Source organism: Mesorhizobium sp. LjRoot246 (assembly GCF_964254115.1).
GTDB lineage: Bacteria > Pseudomonadota > Alphaproteobacteria > Rhizobiales > Rhizobiaceae > Mesorhizobium.
The window spans coordinates 4,029,995-4,051,342 of the sequence record NZ_CAXUSN020000001.1; the positions used below are offsets into that span (position 1 = coordinate 4,029,995).

The window sequence follows — 21,348 nt, forward strand, 5'->3', positions numbered from 1 at the left end:
ACCGCACTGGGAACTGGGATGTCATCTGAGATCATCGGCATGGAAGGACGGGCCGCTTTCGGCGCCTACGAGACCTGGTATCGAATCTCCGGCGAACTTGGTGGCGAAAAGGCGCCTGTGGTGATCCTGCATGGCGGTCCGGGCGTCGCCCACAATTATGTCGATGCCTACAAGCTCCTTGCCCGAAGGGATCGCGCCGTCATCCACTATGACCAATTGGGCTGCGGCAATTCCACCTTGCTGCCCGACAAAGGGGCCGACTTCTGGACACCCCGGCTGTTCATCGACGAGCTTGAAAACCTCGTCGACCATCTCGGCATTCGGGCGGGCTTCCATGTGCTCGGCCAGAGCTGGGGCGGCATGCTGGGCGCCGAATACGCGGTCACGCGGCCGCAGGGCCTGAAGTCGCTGACCATCGCCAACTCGCCGGCTTCCATGAAGCTGTGGGTCGAAGAGGCCAACCGGTTGCGCGCCGACCTGCCTGGGGATGTGCAGGAGACACTGACCCGGCATGAACAGGCCGGCACGACGGACGATGCGGCCTACCAGGCGGCGACGATGGTGTTCTACGAGCGGCATGTCTGCCGGGTCGTGCCTTTCCCGCCCGAAGTCACCGAGAGTTTCGCCCAGGTCGTGCGCAATCCGACGGTCTATCATCTGATGAATGGGCCGAACGAGTTCCATGTCATCGGAACGCTGAAGAATTGGAGCATCGTCGACCGCCTGCCGGCCATCGATGTTCCCACATTGATCATTTCCGGACGTCACGACGAGGCCACGCCCGCGACCGTGCAGCCTTACAAGGACGCCATCAAGGGATCGCACTGGGAGATATTCGAGCATTCCAGCCACATGCCGCATGTCGAAGAGCAAGATGCGTGCATGCGGGTGGTGGGAGACTTCCTGGACCACAACGACAATTGAAAAAAAGGGGAATCAAGACATGAAGAAACTGCTTCTGGCGGCAACAGCCGCGGCATTGCTGACCGGTACATGGCTGGCCCCAGCACAGGCCGAATATCTCAAGGAGCACCGAGGTGGCACCATTCGCCTCCTAGCCCGCTCCGCGGCGGGAACGCTCGATCCGCACATCAATTACACGGACCAGGGCTGGCAGATGTACCAGCCGATCTATGACGGCCTGGTGGCCTTCCGCAAGGCCGAGGGCATGGACGGCTTCACCATCGTTCCCGATCTGGCCGAGGCCCTGCCGCAGGTCAGCAATGACGGCAAGACCTTCACCTTCAAGCTGCGCAAGGGCATCAAGTTCTCCAGCGGCCAGGATCTCGGCGTCAAGGACGTCGTCGCTTCCCTCCAGCGCATCTTCAAGGTTTCCGGACCGACCTCCGGTACCTTCTATGCCGGCATCGTCGGTGCCGACAAATGCCTGGCCGATACCAAGAGCTGCACGCTGGAAGGCGGCGTTGTCGGTGACGAAGCGGCCGGCACCATCACCATCAACATCGCCAAGCCGGATGCCGAGCTGCTCTACAAGCTTGCCTTGCCGCACGCCGTGGTCCTGCCGGCGGACACGCCCGCGGAAGACATGGGTTCCAAGCCCATTCCCAGCACCGGTGCCTACATGATTTCCGCCTTCGATCCCAACAAGGGCATGACGGTATCGCGCAATCCCAATTTCAAGCAATGGAGCGAGGACGCCCAGCCAGACGGCTATCCGGATGTCGTGCAATATGATTTTGGCCTCTCCGAAGAGGCAGCCGTCACCGCGATCCAGAACGGCGAAGCGGACTGGATGTTCGACGCACTGCCGAGCGACCGCCTGGGCGAACTGGGTAGCAAGTCCATGGACCAGCTGCACATCTCGCCGCTTTCGGCGTGGTGGTACGCGCCGCTAAACAATCGTCTCGCACCCTTCGACAACGAAAAAGCCCGTCAGGCCGTTGCCTATGCGATCGACCGCAACACGCTGGTCAAGCTGTTCGGCGGCAAGGTGCTGGCCTCGCCGGTGTGCCAGGTCCTGCCTCCGGATTTCCCCGGCCATGAAGACTATTGCCCCTTCACCAAGAATCCGGGCGCCAAATGGTCGGCACCCGATCTCGACAAGGCAAAGCAGCTCGTCGAGGAATCCGGCACCAAGGGTCAGAAGGTGACCATCATCGCCGAGGACACCGCGATTTCGCGGTCCATCGGCGTCTATCTGCAGAGCGTGCTGACCAGCATCGGCTATGCCGCCGACGTTAAGCCGATCTCGCCCAACATCCAGTTCACCTACATCCAGAACACCAACAACAAAGTGCAGATGTCCGTCACCCAATGGTACAAGGACTATCCAGCGGCTTCGGACTTCCTGAACATCCTGTTCAGCTGCGCCTCGTTCCGTGAAGGTTCGGACGCTTCGATCAACATCGCCGGCTTCTGCGACAAGGAGATCGACACCAAGATGCAAAAGGCATTGGACCTCGGCGTCACCGACCAGAAAGCCGCCGACAAATTGTGGGCCGAAATCGACAGGCAAGTTACCGACAAGGCACCGGCCGTCGGTCTCTTCACGCCGAAGCGGCTTGACTTCGTCAGCAAACGCCTCGGCAATTTCAAGTTCAACCGGCAGTTCAACTGGATGATCACCCAGTCCTGGGTGCAGTAACGAACTGCGGAGGGGCACGTCCGTGTCGAACGTAGCTGTTGCCGCGCCGCGCAAGACGCGAGGGCCTTGGGTCGTCGCGTTTGCGAAGCTGGCAAGAGACAGGGCCGCCATGGCGTCCCTGGCCGTGTTCCTCCTCATCGTCCTTGCCTGCCTCAGTGCGCCTCTCTACGCGAAATGGGCCGGCGTGGATCCATTCGCCTCGACGCTCGACGCCGTCATCCAGATCGACGGCGCCGACGTTCCGGTGATGGAACAATCGACGGAGGGGCTCGGGCTTGGCTACACACCGCTCGGCCCGACCTGGCGGCTCGGCAATTACTTCCTCGGCGCCGACAGCCAGGGACGCGATGTCATGGCCAGGATGCTCTATGGCGGGCTCATTTCGCTGTTGATCTCCGGAGCAGCCACCATCTTCACCCTGATCCTGGGCACGGCGGCGGGATTGATCGCCGGCTATTTCGGCGGCGTCACCGACACGCTGCTGTCGCGCTTCCTCGACATCCTGTGGGCATTTCCGATCTATCTCCTGGCGATTTCGCTTTCCATCGTCACCATCGCCCATGGTATCAAGATCGGGCCGATTGAGATCGAGTCCGGCAGTCTTTGGCTGCCGGTCATCATCATCGGCATCGTCTACGTGCCCTATGTGGCGCGCCCGATACGCGGGCAGGTTCTGTCGCTGCGTCACAGCGAATTCGTGCTCGCCGCGATCAATCTGGGCGTACCGGGATGGCGCATCCTGTGGCGAGACATTCTGCCCAACATCACCACCACGCTCATCGTCTTCGTGCCGCTGATGATGGCGCTGAACATGCTCACGGAATCGGCACTCTCCTTCCTTTCGATTGGTGTGCAGCCGCCCGCCGCGAGCTGGGGCACCATCATCCAGGACGGACAGGCGCTGCTCTATACCAGACCACTGGTGGCGCTGGTGCCGGGTCTGGCGATCGCGGTTTCCGTCATGGCGCTCAATGTCTTCGGCGACGGGCTGCGCGATGCGCTCGACCCGCGCTCCAAGGTTCGGCTGGGGCGCGACTGATGATCTACGCAATCCTGCGCCGTTTCGGTCAGATGCTGTTCGTGATGTTCGGCATCTCGGTCATCGTCTTCCTGATTTTCTTCGCGACGCCGGGCGCCGACCCGGCGGCGCGCATCGCCGGGCGCAATGCATCGCCCGAAGTGCTGGAGGCGGTGCGCCACAGCTTCGGCTTCGACCGACCGCTCTACGTGCAATATGTGAAGATGATGGAGAAGATCTTCGTCACGGGCGACCTGACCTCCTTCGTCAATCGTGGCTGGAAGGTGGTGCCGGCGGTCATGGATTCGATCCCGGTCACACTCTCGCTGGTGTTCGGGGCAGCGATTCTGTGGGTCGTCGTCTCCATCATCATCGGCATCGTCGCCGCCGCCACGCGCGGCAGCTGGCTGGACAAGCTGCTGATGGCATTGGGGCTGCTCGGCATTTCCATGCCGGTCTACTGGCTGGGCGAGGTGATGAACCTGGTCACCCAGAGCCGCTACCACGACAGCTGGGCATTCTCCTGGGTGCCGCCGCTCGGCTACAAGAATTTCTCCGACGATCCGAAAGGCTGGTTCCTGACCCTGGTCATTCCGTGGATCACGCTGTCCATTCTCTATATCGGTATTTACGGGCGCGTGTTGCGCGCGGCAATCATCGAATCCCTGCAGGAAGACTATATCCGTACGGCCCGGGCCAAGGGCCTGTCGGAGACCCGCATCTTGCTGCGCCATGCCTTGCGTACGTCGCTCATCGCCTTCGTCACTCTGTTCGGCCTGGACTTCGGCGCGCTGGTCGGAGGCTCGGCCCTGCTGACGGAGGTGGTGTTCGGGCTGCACGGCATCGGCAAGCTCACCTATGATGCGCTGCAGAACCTCGATCTGCCGATGATCATGGCAACGGTGATGTATGCTTCGATGTTCGTGGTCATCGCCAATGCGGTCGTCGATTTCGTCTACATCCTTCTCGATCCGCGCCTGAGGACATCATGATACTGTCAGTGCGCGACCTCAGAGTATCCTTCCGCACCAATGATGGCCTGGTGCGGGCCATCGACGGCGTTTCCTTCGACCTCGATGAGAGCGAAATCCTTGGTGTCGTCGGTGAATCCGGTTCCGGCAAGACGGTATCGCTGCTGGCCGTCATGGGCCTCATCACCGATCCCAACGCCGCCATCGAAGGCTCGATCCGCTACAAGGGCCGAGAGCTCGTCGGACTGCCCGCGCGCGAACTCAGGCGGCTGCGCGGCAACGAGATCGCGATGATCTTCCAGGATCCGATGACCGCTCTGACGCCTGTCTACACGATCGGCTGGCAGATTGCCGAACAGATCCGCGCGCATCGCAACATCAGCAAGTCCAAGGCGATGGATCGCGTGGAAGAACTGCTGGCCGAGGTGAATTTTCCAAACCCGCACGAGGCGATGTCGCGCTACCCGCACCAGCTTTCGGGCGGCATGCGGCAACGGGCGGTGATAGCAATGGCTTTGTCCTGCAATCCGGCACTGCTGGTGGCAGACGAACCGACCACGGCGCTCGACGTCACGGTACAGGCCGGCATTCTCGACCTGGTGCGCAAACTGCGCGCGACGCACAAGTCGGCGGTCGTCTTCATAACGCATGACATGGGTGTGGTCTCCGAACTCGCCGACCGGGTCATGGTCATGTATGCGGGCCGCGTGGTGGAACGCGGCAGCCGGACGGAGCTGTTTTCCGACCCGCGACACCCCTATACACGCGCGCTGCTCGGTTCGATCCCGCCGCTGACCGGCGAAAAACCACGGCGCCTGCCGGCCATTCCCGGTTCGCCGCCGTCGTTGCTGCGATTGCCGCTAGGCTGTACTTTCGGTCCGCGATGCCCAGTTCACTACGAGCCCTGCGAGGCCGGCAAGCCCAACCTTGGCGGCGGCACCCACGCCGCGGCATGCTTTCGGGTGGCGCAGGCATGAGCGGACCGATGATCGACAAAGACCAGCCAATCCTCGAAACGCGTTCGCTGGGAAAACGCTTCTCGATCGGCTCCCGGTTTTCCGCCGAAGGCAAGCGAACCGTCCATGCGGTCGACGATGTTTCGCTGACCGTGCGCCGCGGCGAGACGGTCGGGCTGGTTGGTGAATCCGGATGCGGCAAGTCCACGTTGGCGCGCTGCCTGGTAAGGCTCTACGACATTTCCGACGGCAAGCTTCTGTTCGAAGGTGACGACATCACCTCGAAATCGCTGTCGGAACTCAGGCCGCTGCGGCGGCGCCTGCAAATGGTTTTCCAGGACCCGTCGGCCTCGCTCAATCCGCGCCGGCGCGTCGGCGACCTTGTGGCCGAACCGCTGCGCATCCACGGCAGGCTTTCGTCGAGCGAGATCACCAAACGCGTGGCGGAACTGTTCGACCTCGTCGGATTGCTGCCGGATCATGTCATGCGGTTTCCGCACGAATTTTCAGGCGGGCAGCGCCAGCGTGTCGGTATAGCGCGGGCTATTGCCTTGAACCCCGATCTCGTGGTGTTGGATGAACCCGTCTCCGCGCTCGACGTGTCGGTGCAGGCGCAAATCGTCAACCTGCTCGCCGATCTGCAGGAAAAGCTGCAACTCACCTATATTTTCATCGCCCACGACCTGTCCGTCGTGCGCCAGGTGTCGACCCGCATCGCGGTCATGTATCTCGGCTCGATCGTCGAAGAGGGGCCGGCGGAAGAGTTGTTTGCAGCACCAACCCATCCCTACAGCCAGGCGCTGATCTCTGCAGTTCCCGTCGTGGAGACGACGCCCAGCGGGACGCGCAAGCGCATCATCCTCACCGGCGACGTACCGAGCCCGCTCAACCCTCCATCCGGGTGCCGTTTCCACCCTCGATGCCCGATCGCCGTGGAGCGCTGCCGTTCGGAGCGGCCGCAGTTGAGGGAATACGAACCCGGCCGCAAAGTCGCCTGCCACTTCCCGAAGATGTAGGCGACGGTCAACACCGCACGGGTGATCGCATTCGCCTGACAGATTTCAAAAAGATTCCATTTTCTGCGTGGAACCAACTGGCGGATGGCGCGTTTGATGGGGTTCGATCGAGCGCATCGCGGTCGACCGGGAGGAAACGATGGACCAGTTGCATTTCTTTTCGCCCGTGCGGATTTCGCGCGGGCAAGGGCATCCTGTCGAAGAAATCGATAGTGTTGCCGAGGCCATGATGTTCTTGCGGAAATGGCCGACGGGACGACGCGGTCCGGTCTATCAGTGCGCGCTGAACTGCTGCTCGGCCGCCTTGTCGGGCCAGATGTCTGCCGAGGAAGCAAGGAAAGCCTTCACCGGCTTTGCGCGCATCACGCGCCTTCTAGATGATGACATCGCGTTGCCGGTGGCCGGCGAAAACAAGGCAAGCGTGTACGCATTGCGCCGGTAGGAGCCTGTTGTCTTGACGGTCTTGCGAGGTCTCGCGCCATGGCGGCGCGGGTCTTGTTTTTGCGATGCGCTTCGGAGCGAACCACTCTAACTCTTTGTTTTGATGCAACTCCCAAGGGAAAGCGCTATGCGCTTTTCCTGGGAAAACCGTTTCATACTTTTCCTGGAATTGCTCTAGGTGACGGAATAACGATCGATCACCCAAAGCCAGCTACCATCGACTTGCCGCCGGGCAACCTCGCTGGTCACGTCGCCGTCGGGAAGTCGGGTCGATGTGAGCGCGAGGTCGCCGCAAACGAGCGCCCGCCGCTGCTCACCCACTGCAAACTTCCGTCCTGAAGCGGCGATCTCGGCATAGTAGCTGCGAATGGCCTCCCTGCCGCGCAGCGAGCGTCCGTCACCACAGTCGATCACCGCATCCGGTTCGAAAAGGGCGGTCATGCCGTCGACATCGCCCGCATGCTGCCGCGAAACCAGCAGGGGCTCCAGTTGCTGGGGATCGTAGGCAGGCTTTCTCTCTGCTGGGTCGCCCATGTTGACCTCCGCTGCGCTTCCAAACGAAATCTTATCGCAAACCTTTCGGTCGGTCCGTGACCAGGTTGAGGAATTTTCTGGGTCAGCGTCGCCACCCGCTGGCGGCCTCAAAAGCCAGGCGGTTGAAAGAAGCGGCAAATAGGCTAAATAGGCGCCGCAACGGCCCGATCTGGCAGACCCCGATTGGACGAGTGCCCGCGAAGGCAGCCCGAACGCCATGACGAAAGCAAAGCTCGCCATCGCCCCGATGATGGATGGGGTAGACAACTAAATAAAATCAAATAGTTATGGGGGCTCGTGTGCAAAAACTGCACACGAAAGTTCTTCTTCTCTTCCATTTTCATTCCTGCGAACGAGCCGCCGACTGCTCCCTTGAGCAGTTCCGTGATGAGAAGTGGTTGCCCATAGCGCGACAGTCTTCGCCAAGGCATCATCCGTGCCCGCCGTCTTGACGAACTCGCCTGAGAGCTTTTACCGGATTTGCCCGCATCACCCGCCTGCTGGATGACGACATGGCACTGCCGATCGGCGGCGAAAGCATTGAGACGTCTACGCGATGAGGCGGTAAAGGCAGGCCGCAGGTTCCTTGGAATGCGACGCGCTGCGCTAGCTTGGCGCGGCAGGTGTGTCGTTGCAGATTCCTTGAAGAGCCCACCAACAACGACGTCAGCTCTCGAAACCGTACCTGAAGCCGCGCCCCACGCGTTGGTACAACGCACCGGCTGGCAGCTTCAAGCCGCCGCCCAGGCAACACGGATTGCCAGGTACCAACGTCACCAGGTAAGAACGTCCATGAGCCTCAGCGGCAATGATGCTGGCCCACGACGCCGGACTGCCGCTCTTCCTGTTTCGGCGGACAGGGATGATCGCCGTACGAGCAGAATACACAGCAATCTCCCGCTAGGGGCTTGAGGAGGGTCTTGCAGCTTTCGCATTCGTAGAAATGCAAGCAGGCATCGATAGGCATTGTCTCGCTTCTGCGGTGGCCGCAGGAGGGACAGGTGATGGTGCCGGTGAGCTCGATCATTGCTCCTCCACCAATGCAGCAGCATAGCCAGCGTTGGCGGAAGCATCGGCGATCGCCGCAGGGCTCGTCTTGACATCGTCGAAGACAACCGTTGCGGTCTTGGCGCTGACATCGGTTGAAACCGAGACAATGCCGTCGAGGTGCCTGATCGCGGTTGCAACGGTGATCGGGCAGAGCGGACAGGTCATGTCGGGCACTGAGAATGTGGCGGTGCGCTGTGCTGCGGCGGCAGGCAAGGCGGCTAGAAGCAGCGCAACAATTGCAATGACGATGCGCATGGCGGGATCTCCTACAAATTGAGCCGTCCGAAGACATCGACAGCGGCCGCTGACGCTGCAATTAGGCTCGCGGCCAACAGGATGAAACGGGTGGAACGGCGATAAAAAGGACTGGCGCAAAGGGAGCCCGGGAGACAGGCGGCCTCGCTGCGACGGTAGCGCCAGAATCCGAGAGCTATGGAGACGGCTGCGAGCGTGAGGAAATATGGCTGGTAAGGCGCCAGCGCGGTGAGGCGCGCGATCCATGCGCCACTAATTCCCACGAGAGCGAAGGCGAGGGGAAGGACACAGCAGGCCGACGCGAGGAGACCTGCCGAGAGTCCGCCTAGAGCGAGCGACAGCGCAGCCCGCGAGTTCTTTGAATTGTCGACGATCAATGGTCTGCTCATGCCGGCCTTCCTACGCGGTTCGAGACGAATAGGTTGATGGCGCCGCCCGACAACACGATCAACAATCCGGTGCCGAGATTGAACGTCAGAATCTCGATGCTGGCGTCGAGTGGATGGAAAAGACTCAGCGCTGCTGCGGTGATACCAGCGACGGAAAGACTTGCGGCGAAGATCACTGGCGCCGGGTTGAAACTGGCTGCATGGCGCAGCATGAGGGTCAAGGCGAGCGACAAAGGCAGGCTGGTCAGCACCAACGTGGCAATGCAAGAGGCAGTCTCACCGGGAGGCGCGCTGCCGGGAACCATCGGGATCCAGAATCTCAGGCACTGATAGCCGATCGAGGAAAGCCAAAGGGCGAGTGCCGGAAAGGGCAGCCACAGCCAGTGACGCGAACGGCCGGGAAGGCTGATGAGGAATGCCGCGACTGCGGCAAGAATACCGGTGAAGACAGCCCCCGTGAGGCTCAAGGCGAAGCGGATTTCGACCAGGCGAACTAAGAGGCCTGGCCGCCAGCCATGGGCAGCGGCGATCATGACGAAGATCAATGCCGCCAGGAGCAAGAACCCGGTGGCGCGCAGCACTGGCGGACGGAGCCGCCTGACCGGCCTAAGATTGGTCGCAAGCGCGGAGATGAGATCATCCGTGGGGATCATGTTTCGCTCCCGCCTGAGAAGAATTGCCGCAGACGCCGGATGGCACGGTGGGTGGCGATCTTGAGCGCCGCCACGGTCATACCGCTCGCCGCGGAGGCCTCCTTCAGCGACAGTCCTTCGATCTTGGTGAGCCGCACGGCTTCGCGCTGTCTGGAGGAAAGGCGGTCGAGGGCAGCAGTGATGTCATGGATATTCGTCATGTCCTCAAGGTTCGCGGACGGATCGGCAAAGGTTTCATAGTTAGGCTCAGATTCCGTTTCCAGGGCCCGGCGACGGCCCTGGCGGCGCAGCCGGTCGATCAGCCTGCGTCTGGCAATGGCCGTGAGCCAGGGACCGAAGGGCCGCACTGGATCGTAGGTCGCACGCGCAGCGTGCAGGGTGAGCAGTATATCCTGCACCGCATCCTCGACATCGCTGGGATTGCGGTGACAGCGCGCGGCGTGGGCGCGGAGATATGGCGTGACGCTCTCGAGGAGCCGCCGATAGGCATTGGCATCGCCGTCCTGGACCCTTGCCATGAGGATCGACCAATCCAGCTCCCGCACCTGCGGCGGAGGAGCAGCTCCCCCTCTCACAAGTTTCAACACGGGAGGGGTGGTCATTGCCGATACGCCTCCGAAACAAATCGTCGCGCGACCAGCCGGTCAAGGGAAATGGGTCCCGCACCAAGGGCAATGACGGAGATCGCCATGGCAGCCCAGGGCAGATGGAAGTTGGCCCAGCCATCGGGCACCACAAGCTGGATGATGCCGGTCATGACGAGCATTGCCAAGGCGGCAAAGCGGGTGGCGAGGCCCAGAATCAGCAGCATCGGCAAAGTGAGTTCGGCGGTTGCGACCAGAAAGGCCACGGCATCGGGCATGGGGAAACCATACTCGGCACCGAAGATGTGCAGCTTGAACTCCTCTTCGAACAGATAGATGGTGCTGTCCGAAAGCTGCAGAAAACCGTCCCAGCGGGTGAGGCCGGAGCGGAAAAACGGCACTGCGAGAGCTGCTCGCAAAAACAGCGGCGCCACGGCCACGGCGACAGAGGAAAGCCACCTCGTCAGTGTGCGGACCAGTTCAGGCGCGGAAATCATTATGGTTCATCTCCGGTATCGTGTCCGATGCTCCAACCGATGAAGGCGCCGGCTTCGATCAGTCCGGCCAAAATCGCCCTGAGATCGAAGTGCGGTGCGGTTTCGAGCGCGGCGATGGCCGCGGCCACCACTGGCTTGCCGGCGCCCAGGGTCCTTACGAGGGCCGCAGCTCCCATCGGCAGTTGGTGCACTACAACTTCGGCGCTCGGGCGGATGATGAGGACATCCTCTCCACCGGCTTCGAGATCGACAGCTGCGGGCTCGCCGCCCGCAACGTTCATGCGCCAGATGGTGAGGGCGGGAAACCGCGATCGCGTCACCCGGAGTGAAGGATGGAGCGCCAGCCGGACCCGGCCCAGGCGGTGCTGATCGATCGCCAGGAGATCATTGGCGGAAATCGGCTCCGCATCGGCCGCGTGATAGGCCTCGATCCAGGCGCGCTCGATCCTCGCCACGTCAGCGAGATAGGGGAGTGTCGCCGTAGGATCGAACTCGTCGATGAATTCGGGGAAGCCCGCGCCGTAGCCCAACATGATGGGCGACTGCGGCGGATGGGCAATTACGAATTGCCCTGCCAAGGCACGGAAGAATTCATCTCCGACGATGCGGTGAACCGCCGGGTAATTTTCCTTCAGCGTCTCGATCAGGCCAGCCACGACATTGTTGCGATAGACCGCAAAGCGGCGCGGACTTGGCAAGCCATCGGGTCCCACGAGGCCCTGGGGCGTCGCGCGAGCAGCGTCGAGCAGGGCCAGCGCGAAGTCCTGTTGCCGTTCAGCCAGTCGTTGCAAGGCGCATCTCCTGCTGTGGCGCGTGAGACTTCATATACCCTTCGGCTCGCATGGCCTCGGCGTGCAGCTCGTTCCATGACGGCAAATCGGCATCCCATTCGATCAGCGTCGGCGTGGGGCCGAGTTTATCAATCGCGTAGGCGTAGAGCCGCCAAACCAACGGGTCGACCGGCCGGTTGTGGGTGTCGATGAGCAGTGGCCTCTTTTTCTCATCGGTTTCCGGCGTGAAGCCGCCAAGATGTATTTCCTGCACCGCGCCGAGCGGGTAGGCATCGACATAAGCGAACGGGTCCCACTGCTGATTGGTCGAAGCAACATGGACGTTGCTCACGTCGAGCAGCAGTCCGCAGCCGGTGCGGCGCTGCACTTCGGCGATGAAATCAGGTTCGGCATAGGTGCTTTCGGCAAAGGCGATGTAAGTAGAAGGATTTTCCAGCAGCATCTGGCGGCCTAGCGTTTCCTGCACCTCGTCGATGTGTGAGGCAATGCGCAGGAGCGTTTCCCTCGTGTAGGGCGTCGGCAGGAGATCATTCAGAAACACATCGCTATGACTCGACCATGCAAGGTGCTCGGAGAAAAGGCCGGGCTGGTAGCGGGCGATCAGGTCTTTCAGGCGCCTCAAATGGTCTTGGTCAAGGGGCTTGGCCGCGCCGATCGACAGACCGACGCCGTGCAACGATAGCGGATAACGCTCGCTCACCGCCGCGAGGTAGCGGTGCGGTGGCCCGCCCGCCCCCATGTAGTTTTCGGCGTGGACCTCGAAAAAGCCGACGTCCGGCGCGGTTTCCAAAATGTCACGGTAGTGCTGCGGCTTAAGTCCCACTCCGGCGCGCGGAGGAATGTCCATGATCGGGCTCCCGGAAAGGCAATCGATATGGGGCGGATGGTAACGCCACCCGCCCGGGTTTCCTCGGTATCAAGTGATCGGTTTCAGCGAGCCCTGGCCCTTGGGCGTGGTCATGGCGGTGCAGGTCCCCTTCGCCACCAGCTTGAAGGCATTGCCCTGGTAGTCCTTGGTGGCCGTGCCCGCACAGGTGGTTCCAGCGCCAGCGTAGCAGTCGTTGTGGCTCTTCAGCGCCACGCCGAAACACTTCTCCATCTTGCCGGAAGCGACCTCCTTCTTGGTCATCTCCCGCATCTTCATCATTTCTTCCTCGCTCATCGCGGCGGATGCAGAGCCGATGGCGGCGGCGCCGATGGCGGCGGCAAAGGCACTGGCGACGACGGCGGAAATCAGGCGGTTTGACATGCTGTCCTCCAAATGGGCGTTGTTGCACGAACCCATCTCCCCCGGCGATGCTGGGAAGCGGCAGGTTCTTCTGGAAGTTCGCGACAGAACCCGCGGAGGTTACGGCGGTTCAGATATCCACGGATCACGAATCTGTGTAGTGCGGCGGTTGGGGCCGCTATGTGGGATCGCCGGCAAAGAACAACACACTTGAAGCGACGGGCGCCGCAAATCAACCGCAGATGAGCCTTGATGAGGCGGCCGCATCGCCATCGCGGCTCCGCAAATTGACGGTTCGTCGGTGGACATCCGGCGCCGCCTATCCAGATTTTTACCTCACCTCGTGCCCCACCGCACGCTCTTCCGGGCCACGAGCGACCTTTCCATGCCCAAACCACCCGACGAATCGATGCGGCGCGGCACAGCGGGTAGGAAATTGCCGCAAAATCGCTTAAGTCAGCGCGAGGCCGTATGGATGAGGCCGCGAAAGTCACCGCGAATGAATGAAAAGACAGGCAATTACAAAGAGTTCCGGCTCTCGATTGCACCTATGATGGATTGGACGGACCGGCATTGTCGGTTCTTCCATCGCCAGTTGACGAGCCATGCGCTGCTCTATACCGAGATGGTGGTGGCCGACGCGGTCATTCATGGCGCTCGCGAGCGGCTGCTCGGTTTCGATGCCGCGGAGCATCCGGTCGCGCTGCAGCTCGGCGGCTCGGATCCGCAAAAACTTGCCGAGGCGGCGCGCGTCGGCGAAGCTTTTGGCTACGACGAGATCAACCTCAATGTCGGTTGTCCGTCAGACCGCGTTCAGTCGGGTACGTTCGGCGCCTGCCTGATGAAGGTGCCTGACCTCGTCGCCGGCTGCGTCGCGGCGATGAAAGCGGCGGTGACAATTCCCGTGACCGTCAAATGCCGCATCGGCGTCGACGAGCAGGATCCAGAGCCGGCCCTCGATGCGCTGGCGGATGGTGTTTTCGATGCCGGCACCGACGCGCTGTGGGTGCATGCGCGCAAGGCGTGGCTGGAAGGGCTGAGCCCCAAGGAAAACCGTGACATCCCGCCGCTCGATTACAGCAGGGTCTATCGGCTGAAGGCCCGAAAACATAACGAATTCATTGGCATCAATGGCGGCATTCAGTCGATTGAAGAGGCACGAGAGCATCTCGGTCATGTCGACGGCGCCATGCTTGGCCGCGCCGCTTACCACACGCCTGGCATTCTGGCCGGCGTCGATGCCGCCTTCTACGGTGCCAAGTCCGAAGCGTTCGATTTCGCCGCGCTGATCGATGTCATGGCGGACTATGCGGCACGCCATATCGAGCAGGGCGGGCGGCTTGGCCATGTCACCCGCCATATGGTCGGCCTCTTCCACGGTTTGCCCGGCGCGCGCCGCTACCGTCAGATCCTGTCCACCGACGCGACAAAACCCGGCGCCGCCCCGGACGTGTTGAAGACGGCTTTCGCGGCCGTCGAACTCAATGGCGTAGCGGCCGAGGCGGCCTGAGTTTGGAGGGCGGACTTCAGTCCCTGAGGATCATGCGGTCGCCGCGCACGTCAAAACCCGACAGCGAACCGATGAAGTTCATGCCGAGCAGGCTCTGGCTGAGCATGCCGGGTGCGGCGATCATCACCGGCATGTCCCTGCGCATGATGCCGCCGATCGCAATCTGATCTGTCTTCACGGCCGCGGCGCGCGCCACGCCGTTGGCGGTCGAAACCGGTATGGTGTAGTTGAGCGCGGCCGGATTGAACCCGGCGGCTAGCGCATCTTGAGATGTCAGCACGGTGCTGGTCGCGCCGGTATCGACAACGGCCCGCACCGGGTTGCCGTTGATCAGGATGCGGGCTTCGAAATGGCCGTTGTCCGCCTTGTCCAGTGTCACAGTGGCGTGACCGTCTTCGACGCCAAGGGCGAGCGGGCTACCGGGAACAAGGCCCGCCGTCACCCGGCTGGCGACATCCTGCAGTTCATAGCGATATTGATAGCCGGCGATCAACGCGAGTGCGATGGCCGCCCAGGCGCCAAGGTTGCGGGCCATGGCGCCCAATGGCCGGCCCGAACGAAGCAGGCCGGCGCCGATGAGAGCGCCAAAGGCACCCAGCCAGACCAGCCGGCTGAAATCGTTGTTCTCGACGCCAAGCGTGCTGCCTGCGGAATCGTTGAGCATGAGCAGTACTGCTCCCACTCCGATCGCGGCCATCAATATCCAGAACAACCGGCTCATCGGTGCCTCACGAAAGTGCGTCGCGTTCGCGCGCCATGCGGGTTCGGCGCGTTTCCCGGCGCGGCCGGCGCTCGACCGTTTCCAGCCGGGCCGGCAGTTCAGCCATGACGCCGCGGCGCGTTTCCGGCGTCATCCCGATCCATGCGCCGATTTCCTCGCGCGTGCGGCCGCAACCGAAACAGAAGCCGGTTTTCATGTCGATCGAACAGACCAGGATGCACGGGGATTCGATGGCCGTCATGACTTTCTCTTGGGTTTCCATCCGGAACCCCTCGTTCCACCTCCACATGGTGCAACGGTAAAGCCAATGCAAGCCCCCGCGATTGCGCCCTTCACGGCCGGCTTTGCGGCAAATGCAGGACCATAATCCCAGAGGTTGTGCCAACCGCACAAGGCGGCTATGCCGCTCACCAACTCCAGGGAACGATCGCCAACGTGATGACCAGCGCACTGCCTTTCGATGATTTTCGCAACCTGCTGGCCAATCTGCCGGCGGCCGACACGGTAGCCGAGGCCCGCGCGCGCGCGCTGTTTGCCAAGGCTGACAAGCCGGGCAGTTCGCTTGGCCGCATCGAGGACATCGCCGCGTGGCTGGCCGCCTGGAGCGGGCGGGCTCCGCCCGCGGTGACGAGACCGCTGATGGCGGTCTTTGCCGGCAATCACGGCGCCACACGACACGGCATTTCGCCACGCCCGGTGCCGGCGACCGCCAACGCGGTCGAGCTTTGCGCCGCTGGAGGGGCTGCGGTCAACCAGATCTGCATTGCCAACGATCTCGGGCTAAAGGTTTTCGATCTTGCCCTGCACATCCCGACCGCCGACATTGCCGAGGCTGCCGCACTGGATGAGCGCGGCTGTGCCGCCACCATGGCCTTCGGCATGGAAGCGATCGCGGGCGGCACCGATCTCTTGTGCCTCGGCGATCTCGGCGTCGGCAACTCCACCGTCGCCGCGGCCTTGTTTGCGGCGCTGTTCGGGGGCAGGGGCGTCGATTGGGTCGGCCCGGGGTCGGGCGCCGATGCGGCGATGCAGGCGCGCAAGGCTGGTGTGGTTGATGCGGCGCTGGCCTTTCACGGCGCTCATCTCGGCGACCCGCTCGAGGCGCTGCGCCGGGTCGGCGGCCGTGAATTCGCGGCAATTGCCGGCGCCATCATGGCCGCGCGGATGCAGAAGATCCCGGTGCTGCTCGATGGGCTTGCCGCGACGGCCGCCGCAGCGGTGCTGCACGCTGCCAACCCTGCCGCGCTCGATCATTGCCTGCTGGCCAGCCTGTCACCAGAGCCGGCACACGCACGCGCCGCCGAACGGCTCGGGCTGCGCCCATTGCTTGATTTTGGCATCAGCCATGGCGAAGGGGCAGGGGCCGCCCTTGCCGCGGGTCTGGTCAAGGCGGCGGCACTGACCAGTTCGGGCATGGCTGCGGCGGTACGCGGCTAGAGTCTTGACGTATTAGCGCCCGAGATTGGGAATGCGGTAGACGACAGCGGCATATTTTGGGTTGGAGCGTCTGTCGACTATTACGCCCCCAAGGCGTTCCGCTATTCTTCTGCCGGCCACGTTCCTTTCGGCAACCGGATATTCGAAGCAGTCCGGTTCGAGTGTCTCGACGGCCCATTCTGCAACAGCAGCAATTGCCTCTCTGCCAATGCCGTTTCCTTGAGCGTCTTCTCTAATCCAGATCCCGAGCTCGGGACACGCGGTCTTCGCTGCATGAAGGCCGACAAGCCCCAGACAGCAATCGTCTGCCAATGCACGCACGACAAAATGCAAATCCGATCCGTCATCGATTGGTGCCAGCCAGGATCGCCATACCTCGGCAAAGGCCGCCAGTGATCGAGGTGGTTCCCACTGCATGAAACGGGTGACGGCGGGAGTGATGGCGGCAAAGAGGTCTTCGGCATCGTCGGCTGTAAACAGCTTCAGGCGAAGGCGCTCTGATTTGATCTCGACGCCACTGGCATGCCAATCATCTGCTGCCATTGTGGAGTGCCGCCTTCTTGCTGACCATAGACCCAGGGCGGCGTGGCGCCTATCGCCGCCGCGCCGCCACCGCCGCAGTCGGCAGTGCGGGCAATTCCTCCATCACCCGGCTTAGCGGGAAGATGGCGATCGCCTCGGTGCCTTCGCGCAGCTTGGAATGAAGTTCGAACTCGCCGCCATGCATGGCAAGCAGGCCTTGCACGATCGGCAGGCCAAGTCCGGTGCCTTGCTCGGCGCTCTTGATGGCGATCGAGCCCTGGCCGAAGGCTGAGAGCACCACCGGGATCTCGTCTTCCGGTATGCCCGGGCCATTGTCCTTGATCGAAATGTATTGTCCACCGCCCGCCGTCCAGCCGACACGGACACGGATTTCGCCGCCGGTGGCGGTGAATTTTATCGCATTCGACAGAAGGTTGAGCGTGATCTGCCGCACCGCCCGTTCATCGGCGAACAGCCGAGGCAGCTCATGCTCGAAATCCTGGACGACACGGATGTCCTTGTTGCGCGCCCTCAACTCCATCATGTGGCAGCAATCTTCGACGATACCAAGCAGCATTACCGGCTCCTCATTGAGCTGGTAGCGACCAGCCTCGATGCGCGACAGGTCGAGGATCTCGTTGATCAGGTCAAGCAGATGCTGGCCGGATTCGTGCACGTCATGGGCGTAGTCGCGATAGGTGGGATTGCTCATCGGCCCTAGCACCTCGTTCGACATCACCTCGGAAAAACCGAGAATGGCGTTGAGCGGCGTGCGCAATTCGTGGCTCATCGAAGCAAGGAACCGCGATTTCGCCAGATTGGCATCTTCCGCCCGCCGCCGCGCCTCGTCCGACATCGATTTCGCCGTCTCCAGCTCGGCGATCAGGGCATCCTTTTCGGAGCGGAACGACAACATCATCAGGGACGAGTGATTGAGCTGACGGGCGACATAGGCGAAGAAGGGCAGCGACACGACCAGCAGCCCGGCCATGATCGCCTCGACCGGCATCCACAGCTCCAACCCGATATAGGCGTACAGTGCCACCGGAACGGCAAACGTCGCCAACAGCGCCCCGCGCAGAGACGAGGTCATCACCGCGGTCGCCGCCATGGCAATCAGCAGCACCACGACCTTGACGATTTGGAACTGATCGACCTCGCAGGCGCCGCAGCCGAGCCAGACGAACCAAGCCCAGCCGAGACCGCAAAGGAAATGGCCGATCAGGAATTCCCTTCGCGTTTGCAAAGGGTTAAGCTCGGAAGCTTCAGTGCGCTCGATGCGCCGCGCAAGGAAGACGACGAAGGTGTAGCAGGTCAGCGTGAACAGCGCCCAGAGGCCGATTTCGTTGCCGATGCCGGCCAGCCTACCAGCAGCCGCGATCGCCAGGATAAGAAGCGGGATGGCGATGGCGCCGCCGGTCATGGCGCGGGCGTGGAGCTTCAGCAGCTCGCGATCGAAATCGGGATTGCCGGCCTGCTGCGAAAGACGGTCGCGCGTCTTGCGCACCGCGCGTGCCACATCGCTGTTGCGATGAGGTTTCCTGCGGTCCACAATGAACTTGTCCGCTGTGTTCGAGCGTTGCAAGGGCATCAAAACTTCAATTTATGCGAGCAGCGGTTTTCCAAGTGTTAAGCTACGTTCGAATGATTAACCAACCGTTTGCCATATGAGCCGTTCGTGGTCGCCGAGGCGGCGCCGGCCATATGTCGCGCCACCCCGAAGCCTGTGGCGCCGGCTGGTGGATTACGGTCTTGCGGTCATCATTCTCGGGTTGTTGATCCTGCTGGCGGCCCGCCTCGACCGGGTGGAAACCCGCAAGACGCAAGGCATGGCTGTCGTCAACGACGGCGATTCGATCACGCTTGGCAGCGAGCGCATCCGCATGCGCGGCATCGATGCGCCGGAATATACCCAGACCTGCCGCAAGAACGGCGCCGACTATCCCTGCGGCACGCTCGCGCGTCAGTCGCTCGTTCGCTTGATCGCCGGCAAGCCCGTCTCCTGTGCCGGCTGGCAGCGTGACCGCTATGGCCGGCTGCTTGGCGACTGCACCGCCGGCGGCAAGGATCTCAATCGGGCGCAGGTCGAGGCGGGCTGGGCGGTTGCCTTCGGCGACTTCGAGAGCGAAGAAGCCACGGCGCGTGCCGGAAAGGCCGGCATCTGGGCCGGTACGTTTGACCAGCCGCAGGACTGGCGCGACAGCCATCACGGCGAAGTCGTCGAGAGAAAGCATGGTACGCTGGCGTCAATCGGCGATGCCGTGCGCGAAATTTTTCGCTTCTGGTGAAGCGCATCCTGTGATTGAACCGCGAACGAACGGAGGATGGAGATGAAGCTCTTCGACGGTGGCCGGGCGCCCAACCCAAGGCGGGTCCGCGTTTTCCTGGCCGAGAAAGGCATCGAGGTTCCACAAGTGCCCGTCGATATGGGTGCGCTGGAGCACAGGCAACAGGCGGTCAGCTCGCGCAACCCCCTGCAACGTCTGCCGGTGCTGGAACTCGACGACGGCACCATCATCACCGAATCCGTCGCCATCTGCCGTTATTTCGAGGAGCTGCATCCGGAGCCCGCTTTGTTCGGACGCGGAGCACTCGGCAAAGCGCAGGTCGAGATGTGGCAGAGACGGATGGAATTCAATCTGCTCAGCTGCGTCACGCAGGCCTTCCGTCACATCCATCCGGCGATGAAGGAATGGGAAATCCCGCAGGTCCCCGAATGGGGCGAGGCCAACAAGCCGAAGGCCGTGGCGTTCCTCCGGCTGCTGGACGATGAGCTCGGCAGCCGGGAGTTCATCGCCGGCGACAGCTATTCGATCGCCGACATCACCGGCCTGATCGCCGTCGACTTCATGAAGCCGGCGCGCATCAAGGTGCCGGATGAATGCGCGAATGTGTTGCGCTGGCACCAGGCCGTCTCCAGCCGGCCAAGCGCATCAGCTTGAGAATGACTGCCGAACTCGAACGCTTCACCGCCACGGTCCGCGCTTGCCGCATCTGCGTGGAAAACCCGGTCGGCAAGTCTTTGCCGCATGAGCCGCGACCGGTGCTGCGACCCTCGTCCAGCGCTCGTATCCTGATCGCCAGCCAGGCACCAGGCACTAAGGTGCATCTATCGGGCATGCCGTTCACCGATGCCTCCGGCGATCGCTTGCGCAGTTGGCTTGATGTGACGTGCGACGAATTCTACGACATCGAAAAATTCGCCATCGTGCCGATGGGCTTCTGCTTTCCCGGCCAGGATGCCAAGGGCGGGGACCTGCCGCCGAGGCGCGAATGCGCGCCGGCCTGGCGCGCGCCCTTGATGGCCTTGATGCCGCGGATCGACCTGGTGCTGACGATCGGCATCTATGCGCAGTCCTGGCACATGGGTGCGGCGCGCCGGCCCTCGCTGACGGAAACGGTGATGGACTGGCGCTCCATCTGGGAGAATTCCGTCGGTCCGAAAGTGCTGCCGCTACCGCATCCCTCGTGGCGCAACACGGGCTGGCTGAAGAAGAATCCATGGTTTGAAATGGATTTGCTGCCTTTTCTGCGCTCGGAAATCCGCTATCGCCTCGATTGATCTTTCAGCAAGAAATCACTCGCTTTTTGGCTGATTGGCAGAATTTCTTTCTTGTTAAAGGCCATGATAAGGCCGAGTATAGCCAATCTATTCCCCGAGGGAGCCAAAAATGGACCGCCTTGATAGAAAAATTCTCCGCCTCTTGCAGGAGGACGCGACACTCGCGGTCGCCGACGTCGCCAAGAAAGTCGGGCTGTCGACGACGCCTTGCTGGCGGCGCATCCAGAAGCTCGAGGAGGAGGGCGTCATCAAGCGGCGCGTCGCCATTCTCGACCATGAAAAGGTCAATGTGCGCGTCACCGTCTTTGTGTCGATCCGCACCAATTCGCACAGCCATGAATGGCTGCGGCGTTTCTCGGAAGTCATCCAGGAGTTTCCCGAGGTGGTCGAGTTCTACCGCATGAGCGGCGACGTCGACTATCTCCTGCGCGTCGTGGTGCCCGACATCGCCGCCTACGACGCCTTCTACAAGCGTTTGATCGCCAAGATCGAGATTCGCGACGTGTCGTCGTCCTTCGCCATGGAGCAGATCAAGTACACGACCGAAATCCCGCTCGACTACATGGTGCTGGACAAGGAATCGGGTGCCAACGCTGCCTGAGCTTGCG

27 protein-coding genes are annotated in these 21,348 nt (G+C 62.1%); 13 read left to right on the forward strand and 14 right to left on the reverse strand.

Going from position 1 to position 21,348, the window contains the following annotated elements; all coding sequences use genetic code 11:
* Positions 1-18 precede the first annotated feature (18 nt).
* The 7 genes from ACSQ3L_RS19500 to ACSQ3L_RS19530 all read left to right on the forward strand — a co-directional run bounded on the left by ACSQ3L_RS19500 (position 19) and on the right by ACSQ3L_RS19530 (position 7,008).
* Positions 19-924, forward strand: coding sequence for a proline iminopeptidase-family hydrolase (locus tag ACSQ3L_RS19500; protein WP_436161425.1), 906 nt, complete (start codon positions 19-21; stop codon positions 922-924).
* A gap of 19 nt (positions 925-943) precedes the next feature.
* Complete coding sequence (locus ACSQ3L_RS19505; protein ID WP_436161426.1) at positions 944-2,605, forward strand: ABC transporter substrate-binding protein; 1,662 nt, start codon at positions 944-946, stop codon at positions 2,603-2,605.
* A 22-nt stretch (positions 2,606-2,627) separates the two neighbouring features.
* Positions 2,628-3,644 (forward strand): ABC transporter permease, encoded by a 1,017-nt coding sequence (locus tag ACSQ3L_RS19510; RefSeq protein WP_436161427.1) that lies wholly within the window; start codon positions 2,628-2,630, stop codon positions 3,642-3,644.
* Positions 3,644-4,615: an ABC transporter permease gene (locus ACSQ3L_RS19515; RefSeq protein WP_436161428.1), complete on the forward strand. Its 972-nt coding sequence runs from the start codon at positions 3,644-3,646 to the stop codon at positions 4,613-4,615. Before ACSQ3L_RS19510 ends, ACSQ3L_RS19515 begins: the two co-directional genes overlap by 1 nt.
* A complete protein-coding gene (locus ACSQ3L_RS19520; RefSeq protein ID WP_436161429.1) occupies positions 4,612-5,571 on the forward strand; it encodes an ABC transporter ATP-binding protein in 960 nt (319 codons plus the stop codon). The genes ACSQ3L_RS19515 and ACSQ3L_RS19520 overlap by 4 nt, the downstream gene beginning before the upstream one ends.
* Before the next feature lie 8 nt (positions 5,572-5,579).
* Entirely contained in the window at positions 5,580-6,566 is a 987-nt protein-coding gene (locus ACSQ3L_RS19525; protein ID WP_436161430.1) for an ABC transporter ATP-binding protein, read from the forward strand.
* Between the two features lie 139 nt (positions 6,567-6,705).
* On the forward strand, positions 6,706-7,008 hold the full coding sequence (locus tag ACSQ3L_RS19530) for a DUF982 domain-containing protein (RefSeq protein ID WP_436161431.1): 303 nt from the start codon (positions 6,706-6,708) through the stop codon (positions 7,006-7,008).
* A gap of 173 nt (positions 7,009-7,181) precedes the next feature.
* On the opposite strand, the gene ACSQ3L_RS19535 is transcribed toward ACSQ3L_RS19530, so the two are convergent.
* The 10 genes from ACSQ3L_RS19535 to ACSQ3L_RS19580 form a co-directional block, all read right to left on the reverse strand.
* The gene (locus ACSQ3L_RS19535) at positions 7,182-7,541 is read right to left on the reverse strand and encodes a YybH family protein (RefSeq protein WP_436161432.1); all 360 of its coding nucleotides are present in this window, start codon (positions 7,539-7,541) and stop codon (positions 7,182-7,184) included.
* A 799-nt stretch (positions 7,542-8,340) separates the two neighbouring features.
* On the reverse strand, positions 8,341-8,568 hold the full coding sequence (locus ACSQ3L_RS19540) for a GDCCVxC domain-containing (seleno)protein (protein ID WP_436161433.1): 228 nt from the start codon (positions 8,566-8,568) through the stop codon (positions 8,341-8,343).
* The gene (locus ACSQ3L_RS19545; RefSeq protein ID WP_436161434.1) at positions 8,565-8,846 is read right to left on the reverse strand and encodes a heavy-metal-associated domain-containing protein; all 282 of its coding nucleotides are present in this window, start codon (positions 8,844-8,846) and stop codon (positions 8,565-8,567) included. The genes ACSQ3L_RS19540 and ACSQ3L_RS19545 overlap by 4 nt, the downstream gene beginning before the upstream one ends.
* A gap of 11 nt (positions 8,847-8,857) precedes the next feature.
* Positions 8,858-9,235, reverse strand: a complete 378-nt coding sequence (locus ACSQ3L_RS19550) for a mercuric transporter MerT family protein (protein WP_436161435.1) — start codon at positions 9,233-9,235, stop codon at positions 8,858-8,860.
* On the reverse strand, positions 9,232-9,888 hold the full coding sequence (locus ACSQ3L_RS19555) for an NrsF family protein (protein WP_436161436.1): 657 nt from the start codon (positions 9,886-9,888) through the stop codon (positions 9,232-9,234). Before ACSQ3L_RS19555 ends, ACSQ3L_RS19550 begins: the two co-directional genes overlap by 4 nt.
* Positions 9,885-10,490 (reverse strand): sigma-70 family RNA polymerase sigma factor, encoded by a 606-nt coding sequence (locus tag ACSQ3L_RS19560; RefSeq protein WP_436161437.1) that lies wholly within the window; start codon positions 10,488-10,490, stop codon positions 9,885-9,887. Before ACSQ3L_RS19560 ends, ACSQ3L_RS19555 begins: the two co-directional genes overlap by 4 nt.
* A complete protein-coding gene (locus tag ACSQ3L_RS19565) occupies positions 10,487-10,969 on the reverse strand; it encodes a DoxX family protein (protein ID WP_436161438.1) in 483 nt (160 codons plus the stop codon). Before ACSQ3L_RS19565 ends, ACSQ3L_RS19560 begins: the two co-directional genes overlap by 4 nt.
* Entirely contained in the window at positions 10,969-11,760 is a 792-nt protein-coding gene (locus ACSQ3L_RS19570; RefSeq protein ID WP_436161439.1) for an HvfC/BufC N-terminal domain-containing protein, read from the reverse strand. The genes ACSQ3L_RS19565 and ACSQ3L_RS19570 overlap by 1 nt, the downstream gene beginning before the upstream one ends.
* Positions 11,744-12,607, reverse strand: coding sequence for an MNIO family bufferin maturase (bufB, locus tag ACSQ3L_RS19575; protein WP_436161440.1), 864 nt, complete (start codon positions 12,605-12,607; stop codon positions 11,744-11,746). Before bufB ends, ACSQ3L_RS19570 begins: the two co-directional genes overlap by 17 nt.
* A gap of 69 nt (positions 12,608-12,676) precedes the next feature.
* The gene (locus ACSQ3L_RS19580) at positions 12,677-13,009 is read right to left on the reverse strand and encodes a BufA1 family periplasmic bufferin-type metallophore (protein WP_436161441.1); all 333 of its coding nucleotides are present in this window, start codon (positions 13,007-13,009) and stop codon (positions 12,677-12,679) included.
* Positions 13,010-13,487: 478 nt separating this feature from the next.
* Here ACSQ3L_RS19580 and dusA point away from each other — a divergent pair, with 478 nt between their 5' ends.
* Entirely contained in the window at positions 13,488-14,498 is a 1,011-nt protein-coding gene (dusA, locus tag ACSQ3L_RS19585) for a tRNA dihydrouridine(20/20a) synthase DusA (RefSeq protein ID WP_436161442.1), read from the forward strand.
* Between the two features lie 16 nt (positions 14,499-14,514).
* On the opposite strand, the gene ACSQ3L_RS19590 is transcribed toward dusA, so the two are convergent.
* Both ACSQ3L_RS19590 and ACSQ3L_RS19595 read right to left on the reverse strand, forming a co-directional pair.
* Positions 14,515-15,219, reverse strand: coding sequence for a TIGR02281 family clan AA aspartic protease (locus ACSQ3L_RS19590; RefSeq protein ID WP_436161443.1), 705 nt, complete (start codon positions 15,217-15,219; stop codon positions 14,515-14,517).
* 7 nt (positions 15,220-15,226) lie between these two features.
* A complete protein-coding gene (locus ACSQ3L_RS19595) occupies positions 15,227-15,460 on the reverse strand; it encodes a DUF1289 domain-containing protein (RefSeq protein ID WP_436161444.1) in 234 nt (77 codons plus the stop codon).
* Between the two features lie 197 nt (positions 15,461-15,657).
* On the opposite strand from ACSQ3L_RS19595, the gene ACSQ3L_RS19600 reads away from it, so the two are divergent.
* Positions 15,658-16,656 carry a nicotinate-nucleotide--dimethylbenzimidazole phosphoribosyltransferase gene (locus ACSQ3L_RS19600; RefSeq protein ID WP_436163485.1) on the forward strand — a complete coding sequence of 333 codons (999 nt, stop codon included), beginning with the start codon at positions 15,658-15,660 and terminating at the stop codon, positions 16,654-16,656.
* Between the two features lie 12 nt (positions 16,657-16,668).
* Here ACSQ3L_RS19600 and ACSQ3L_RS19605 read toward each other — a convergent pair whose 3' ends face one another.
* A complete protein-coding gene (locus ACSQ3L_RS19605) occupies positions 16,669-17,199 on the reverse strand; it encodes a GNAT family N-acetyltransferase (protein WP_436161445.1) in 531 nt (176 codons plus the stop codon).
* Positions 17,200-17,248: 49 nt separating this feature from the next.
* Complete coding sequence (locus tag ACSQ3L_RS19610) at positions 17,249-18,769, reverse strand: sensor histidine kinase (RefSeq protein ID WP_436161446.1); 1,521 nt, start codon at positions 18,767-18,769, stop codon at positions 17,249-17,251.
* 76 nt (positions 18,770-18,845) lie between these two features.
* Between ACSQ3L_RS19610 and ACSQ3L_RS19615 the strand changes: the two genes are divergently transcribed.
* From ACSQ3L_RS19615 to ACSQ3L_RS19630, 4 genes are all read left to right on the forward strand, one after another.
* Positions 18,846-19,466: a thermonuclease family protein gene (locus ACSQ3L_RS19615; protein WP_436161447.1), complete on the forward strand. Its 621-nt coding sequence runs from the start codon at positions 18,846-18,848 to the stop codon at positions 19,464-19,466.
* A gap of 42 nt (positions 19,467-19,508) precedes the next feature.
* Positions 19,509-20,120, forward strand: a complete 612-nt coding sequence (locus tag ACSQ3L_RS19620; RefSeq protein WP_436161448.1) for a glutathione S-transferase — start codon at positions 19,509-19,511, stop codon at positions 20,118-20,120.
* Positions 20,060-20,740, forward strand: coding sequence for a uracil-DNA glycosylase family protein (locus ACSQ3L_RS19625; protein ID WP_436161449.1), 681 nt, complete (start codon positions 20,060-20,062; stop codon positions 20,738-20,740). The genes ACSQ3L_RS19620 and ACSQ3L_RS19625 overlap by 61 nt, the downstream gene beginning before the upstream one ends.
* Before the next feature lie 109 nt (positions 20,741-20,849).
* Positions 20,850-21,341, forward strand: coding sequence for an Lrp/AsnC family transcriptional regulator (locus ACSQ3L_RS19630; RefSeq protein WP_006205209.1), 492 nt, complete (start codon positions 20,850-20,852; stop codon positions 21,339-21,341).
* Positions 21,342-21,348: the final 7 nt, after the last annotated feature.